We start from the raw sequence: 6,516 nt of genomic DNA, 5'->3' as shown, positions 1-6,516 counted from the left end.
CTTCGAAATTCTTCGRGTCTTCCTTCAGCTTAGCGTCGAGGCTGTCGACCATGCCGCGGATCATCTGCTGACGATCGCCCGCGTTCATGGCATTAACAGCGGCCACCTGATCGGCCGTCGGATTGCCGGGTGTTTTGGCATTGGCCGAGCCTGCCGCCGTCCCATCGGCCGCGCCGCCGTTCTTGGCGATATGGTCATTGACCGCCATCATCCACGGCGCCTCGGGCGGCGATTGCTGCGCCAGCGCCTCGAAGGCCGTCTTTGCTTCCGCCGCCTTGCCATCCTGCTCCAAGGCAAGCGCCAGGTAGAAGAGCGCACGGGGGTTGTTCGGCTCAAGTTGCAGGATCTGCGCGAGGATCGTGCGGGTTTCGGCAGCCACCTTTCCATCGGCGAGAGCCATTGTCGTCTCCGACAATCCGTCAAGCCTCGCAACGCTCGGACCAAGGATTCGAATGACGTTTCGATACGCAGTTTCGGCCTCGGCGACGCGACCCATCTTCAAATAGACCGGAGCGACGACGTCCCAGCCTTTCCCGTCTTCAGGAAAGAGCCGCAGATGATCTTCGATCTTCCGGACCAGGATCGTGGTGTCCTCGCCGGGATTTCTCAGCCGTTCCTCCAGTGGTTTGGAAGGAAGCTCCGGCGAGCCTAGAACGGTGTAGATACCGACGCTGAGAAGCTGCAGGAAGACCACGACGATCAGCTTCCACCACCTGTAGGACCTCGCTGTCGTCGACACTTCGGTTCGATCGCGCTCGGCCGCCTTCAAAAGACGCCTGGCCGTCTCCGCCTTCGTGATTTCATACTCGTTCGCCGAAATCCGGCCGAGCCCGAACTCCCTGTCGAGCTCCAGCAATTGATCGCGATATACGGCGGTCGCGTCGACGGAAACCGCCGCGGATGGTATCCGGCCCGAAGACAGCGGATGTAGCAATGCCGCCGTTGTTGCCGTCGTAACGACCGCGAATAATATCCAAATCATCATAGGTGGAGACGCCTTTCTTCGTCCGCACCTTACCTTCGCTCAGCGGCCCGACATTGATCGGGATCAAATATTCGCTGACGAACCCACCCTACTCGCCCGATATATCGAGCAGCAAAAGATTCCAAATTTGGAAGAGCTCAGCAGATTGTGCGCAGCATTTCGACGTTGTCGATCCGCACGGTTTTTCCCGCCACGACGACGCCGACGTCMGAAAGTGCCGAGAATGCGCGAGAGAGAGCCTCCGGCGCCAATCMAAGTTTTCCGGCAAGAATTCGTTTTCGATATGGCAAGCGGAACGACGCCTGCGTCGCAGACCTCGGACAATGGCGCAGAAAGTAGTTTGCCACCCGCTGGGCTGCCGTCTGAGACCGATCGCCCGCGATGCACTCGAAGGCCTCCACGAGATGCCGCGAGGCGATCCGCATCAGGTTCAACAGCACGCCCGGATGTTCCGCGGCAAGAATGCGAAGCTGGAGGAGATCAATCGCGGCAACCTCGGCAGAGTCTGCCGCCCATGCGGTGAGCGCATGGGAGCGACCTCCCGGGACAAGATATTCGGAGAAGACGTCTCCAGGTTCGCAGATGCCGACGTCGGTCTCGCGGCCACTCGCTCTTCCCCTCGTGAGCCGCACGATGCCGGTCACGACGAAGAAGACATGGAGAGCGTCCTCGCCTTCCGAGACGATGCATTCGTTCGGACCAAACCTCCGGAACTCCACCAGCGAAAGAAGGTTCGTTACGGTATGCTCGTTCAATCCCTCGCAGAGCGGGGATCGTTGAAGCAACTGTATTTTTGCAAGCATCAAACTGCCCCCAAACGACGGCTATGGTTTCGGTGGGTCGGTTTCGTCATCCGCGAGTATCCTCCATGCGGCGCCCTGCAGATCGTCGTACTGACCGTTTTTGAGCGACCAGAGAAACGCGGCCAGCCCCATGCCACCCATGAACAACGCGATCGGGATCAGGTAGATCAGCATGTTCATGCGAGCTTGGCCTCCTGGCTTCCACCGGCCTCTCCTGGCATTCGCGACCAGCGGGGTTTTGCCAGCGCGCTAAGCCGCAAGGCGTTGGTCACGACAATCAGGGACGATGAGGACATTGCGACGGCAGCAATCAGCGGCGTGGCGAAGCCTGCGATTGCGATCGGAACCGCAAGCACGTTATAAGCAATGGCCAAAGCAAAGTTCTGGCGGATGAGCATCGCTGCTMGCCTTGCGACTTGGATAGCTTCGGGGACCACATCCAGCCGATCGTTGAAGAAGACCAGATCAGCCGCCTGGCGACCGATGTCCGAGGCGGTGGCGGGCGCCATCGAAACATGGGCGGCGGCCAGTGCCGGCGCATCATTGATGCCGTCACCGACCATCAGAACGCGGCAGCCGCCGTCGCCGAGCGCCTTGCACTCCTCAACCTTCTGCGCAGGCGTCAGTCCGCCGATCGCCCGATCGATATGGAGCGCTCGCGCAGCATGATCCACCACGTTCTGCCGGTCGCCGGAAAGGATGACTGTTGCGAAGCCTGCAGTCTCGAGCCCGGCAACCGCCTCGGGCGCGCCTGGTCTCAGGGCATCCTCGAAGAAAAACCGCGCGAGAACCACGTTGTTTCGTGAAAACACGACTTCGGAGAACGGACCCTCGGTTGCCGGCGCCGCAGGCGCGCCACCGGCTGCGAAGAAGGCACTGCCAAGTCTGTAGACGTCGTCGCCACGCCGACCCTCCAGGCCGCCGCCGGGAACTTCCGCTACTCGGTCGAATTCCATCGGAACCTGGTTCGAGCTTCGCGCCAGAGCCCGGGAGAGAGGGTGCCGCGAATGAGCTGCAAGCCCGGCGGCCGATAAAACATATGTCTCGCTGGCCGCCTCACGCGCCACAAGGTGGGGCGTCCCCATCGTCAGCGTGCCGGTCTTATCGAACGCCACGGTGTCGACTTCGGCCAGCCTTTCGAGCGCAGAGCCATCTTTGACCATCACGCCCTTGCGAAAAAGCTCGCCGGCTGCCACGACCTGAACGACCGGGACGGCAAGTCCCAAGGCGCAGGGGCAGGTGATGATCAGCACCGCGACGGCGACGAGCATCGCATGCTTCCAATCACCTCCGGCAAAGCCCCAGGCGAGGAAGGACACCAAGGCGAGAAGATGTACTGCTGGCGAATAAAGCGCGGCGGCTCGATCGGCTATGCGCCGGTAACGGGCGCGACCGCCCTCGGCAGCCTCCATCAGCACGATGATTTCGGCCAAAAGGGATTCTTTCGCCAGCTTCGTCGCCCGTATCACCAGCGAGCCCGTCAGGTTCATGGCGCCCGATCTGACGTCTGCGCCCGCGAAAACCGCGACAGGACGGCTTTCGCCGGTGACGATGGAAAGATCGAGGTCGCCTTCGCCCTCGACGACGACGCCGTCCACCGGAACGCGCTCGCCCGCAAAGACCGCAATTTCGTCACCGACCGCKATTTCATCGACGGCGACATAGGTTCTCGACCCGTCTGGAAGGATTCGAACCGCACCGCGAGGCGCCAGCCTGGCCAGCCCATTGATCGCGGCGCGAGCCTTTTCGCGCATCACGTGATCCAGTGTCCTTCCGATCAACAGAAAGAACAGCAATGAGACCGATGCATCGAACCAGGCATGTTCGCCATGGTGGATGGTCTCCCAAACCGAGACTGCATAGGAGAGCATCACGGCAAGGGAGATTGGAACGTCCATGTTGGTGCGGCCGCGGCTTAGCGCGTTCCACGCCGATCGGAAAAAGAAACGGCCGGCATAGATCAGCGCCGGAGCGGCGATCATTGCCGAGATCCAATGGAACAGATCGCGTGTCGCCGCGTCCGCGCCCGACCAGACCGATACCGACAGAAGCATGATATTCGTGGCCGCGAACCCGGAAACCCCCACGGCGAGCAGGAGCTGGTTCTTCATGCTGTCATTTTCCGGGGCAAAGGGCGTGAAGAGATGGGCGCGATAACCGGCGGCTTCGACGGCGGCCACGATTTCCGAAGGATCCGTCGTGCCCTCCGCCGTCTGCTCGGCGTAGACGCAGGTCACCCTCTTGGAGGTGAGGTTGACCCTGGCCTTTTGCACATAAGGAAGCGCCGTCAAGGTTTTCTCGATCGTCGAGATGCAGGCACCACAGTGCACATCCGGCGCGCTGAGGTCGAGCTGCCTCAAACCTCCGCCCAATGGCTGGCTGGCAAGGGTGATCTCCTCGGCGCTCAAATTGCTTCGACTCATGGCCATCGCGGCTTCAGCACTCATCGTACAGCAGGTCATTGATCTGTCTCAGCGGTGTCGATGCGCACGGCCTGATGCATGACGAGGGTCTCTCCTCGTTTCGCGACGATCTCGACGATCCAGTCGCCGGTGGCAACGTCGTGATCCGCTAGAAAGTGGCCCTCGGAGAGTTTTTTGAGAGCGACGGCGAAGTCCTCGTGGTCTCCGACGGGCCTCTTGAAGTTGGCGGTCACGTCGTCGACTGCCGCCGGCGATCCATTATTATTGCGGATGTCGTAATGGATCTCCCGACCCTTGATCGAAAGGCTGCCCGCGATGCCGGATGCGGTCATCGCCTTCATCGCGGCAGCGTTCTTGTTGAATTCCTGGCTGGCGAGATAGGTGTCGTTCACCACCAGGCCGCTCCAGGTCGACGACGCCAGCCATGCCATCGTAACATTGACGGTAATGATGACGCCGAAGAAGGCGACGGTCGTCAGCAGCATGTGTCTGCCGGTAAACCCTTGGGCGCGAATGCTCATTTGACCTCTCCTGGTGCGTTGAATGCCGCGCGGTAAGTTGCTCTGTCTGAATGGTCGGCATCTTCGACCGAGAACAGGAATTCGTTGACGGCGACGCCGGTCTGTTTGCGGGTGACGAAGACTTTGAGCGTGTTGGCCACGTCCGGTGAGGCGTCGACAATGAAACTGCGGGTATCCTTTACGCCGAACTCAGGGATGCGCATGGTCGCGTCCTCCATCCCGATCAGCCTCAACTCGATCTTTCTGGGCTTCGGGACCATGTTGAGAATGCGCAGCGTGTAACCGTTCCGGATCGACCCATCGCTTTCAAGGACGTATTGCGGATTGCGATCGTGGAGGACGTTGAGCTCCAGGCGCTCGCGCATCGACAGATGGGCCAACATGGCGAGGCCGATTGCAGACCAGACGACCGCGTAGAAGACCACTCTCGGACGGAAAATGATCCGCCAGTTGAAGTGGCGAACGGCATCGACAAACGTGCCGTCCGCATTTCTCACCCTTGCCGGCTGGACAGCGGTCCTTCCGCCATCCGTTGCAAGGGCCATGTTGGCGGAATATTCGCTCAGCGTTGCATATGCGATCAGGCCGCGGGGCTTTCCGAGCTTGTCCATCACGCCGTCGCAGGCGTCAATGCAGAGGGCGCAGGTGATGCACTCCATCTGCTGGCCATCCCTGATGTCGATTCCCATCGGACAGACGGCGACGCAGGCATTGCAGTCGACGCAGTCACCGACGACTTCGCCCATCGCCTGCGCCTTTTTGGCATGGCGCGAGCGCTGTTCGCCGCGCCAGTCGTTGTAGGTGACGACGAGCGAGTTCTCGTCGAGCATCGCTCCCTGGATGCGCGGCCACGGGCACATATACGTGCAGACCTGTTCGCGCATCAGACCACCGAGAACATAGGTCGTCGAGGCCAGGATAGCGACGGTGGCATAAGCGACTGCGGGAGCTTCGCCGGCCAGGAGGCTATGCAGAAGCGTCGGTGCGTCGGCGAAATAGAATATCCATGCACCGCCGGTCGCAACGCCGATAACGAGCCAGATGGAATGCTTGAGCACTCTCTTCCTGATCTTGTCGAAGCTCCAGGGGCCGGCGTCGAGCTTCATCCTGGCGTTTCGATCCCCTTCGATCGCACGCTCCACGACCAGGAACAGATCGACCCAGACGGTCTGCGGACAGGCATAGCCGCACCAGGCGCGCCCGACCGCGGAGGTGACGAGAAAAAGGCCGAAGCCGGCCATCACCAGCAGGCCGGCGACGTAGTAGAACTCCTGCGGCCATATCTCGATGAAAAAGAAGAAGAAGCGCTTCGATGCGAGATCGACCAGAATGGCCTGATCGGGCGCATAGGGTCCGCGATCCCACCGAATCCAGGGCGCTAGATAGTAGATGCCGAGCGTTATCAGCATCACAATCCATTTGAATCGGCGGAAACGGCCCTCAGCCCGCTTCGGAAACACCTTCTTGCGGGCGGCGTATAGCGGGCGCCGGTTTCTGCGCGCGTTGACGGGCTCCACGTTGACCCGTTCGACTTCCTTTGGATCTGGCGCTGTATAGAGGTTCATGAGAATCGTCCGCTGTTCTTCCATCTCTTCTGCCAGCGTCCGAGGCGGTCATCCTTGATCCAGGTCAAGAAACAGACGATCAAAAAAGAGGCTGCGTCCGGGGAACCAAGACGCAGCCTTAAGGAGTCGTGCGGCATCTGGATAGCAGCATGGGCGTGCCCCCGTATTTGGCCGGCATCAAACAAAATCGATCCGGCGGACTCGCGCCACCTCTTAAAA

At 60.7% G+C, this 6,516-nt stretch carries 6 protein-coding genes; all 6 read right to left on the bottom strand.

What is annotated here, in order from left to right:
- Positions 1 to 982 (bottom strand): c-type cytochrome biogenesis protein CcmI (gene ccmI, locus QD357_RS29125; protein ID WP_414125625.1); only part of this gene is annotated, 982 nt, incomplete at its 3' end.
- A 140-nt stretch (positions 983 to 1,122) separates the two neighbouring features.
- Entirely contained in the window at positions 1,123 to 1,788 is a 666-nt protein-coding gene (locus tag QD357_RS29120; protein WP_414125624.1) for a Crp/Fnr family transcriptional regulator, read from the bottom strand.
- A 21-nt stretch (positions 1,789 to 1,809) separates the two neighbouring features.
- Positions 1,810 to 1,968: a cbb3-type cytochrome oxidase assembly protein CcoS gene (gene ccoS, locus QD357_RS29115; protein WP_183939858.1), complete on the bottom strand. Its 159-nt coding sequence runs from the start codon at positions 1,966 to 1,968 to the stop codon at positions 1,810 to 1,812.
- Positions 1,965 to 4,250, bottom strand: coding sequence for a cation-translocating P-type ATPase (locus tag QD357_RS29110; protein WP_414125623.1), 2,286 nt, complete (start codon positions 4,248 to 4,250; stop codon positions 1,965 to 1,967). The genes ccoS and QD357_RS29110 overlap by 4 nt, the downstream gene beginning before the upstream one ends.
- On the bottom strand, positions 4,247 to 4,732 hold the full coding sequence (locus QD357_RS29105) for a FixH family protein (RefSeq protein WP_183939854.1): 486 nt from the start codon (positions 4,730 to 4,732) through the stop codon (positions 4,247 to 4,249). The genes QD357_RS29110 and QD357_RS29105 overlap by 4 nt, the downstream gene beginning before the upstream one ends.
- The gene (gene ccoG / locus QD357_RS29100; RefSeq protein ID WP_414125622.1) at positions 4,729 to 6,297 is read right to left on the bottom strand and encodes a cytochrome c oxidase accessory protein CcoG; all 1,569 of its coding nucleotides are present in this window, start codon (positions 6,295 to 6,297) and stop codon (positions 4,729 to 4,731) included. The genes QD357_RS29105 and ccoG overlap by 4 nt, the downstream gene beginning before the upstream one ends.
- Positions 6,298 to 6,516 lie beyond the last annotated feature (219 nt).

It is taken from the genome of Rhizobium sp. BR 317 (assembly GCF_047445835.1).
GTDB classification, from domain to species: Bacteria; Pseudomonadota; Alphaproteobacteria; order Rhizobiales; family Rhizobiaceae; genus Rhizobium; species Rhizobium paranaense.
The sequence above is the reverse complement of the archived record's forward strand: the minus strand, read 5'-3'. Positions and strand labels throughout refer to the sequence as shown.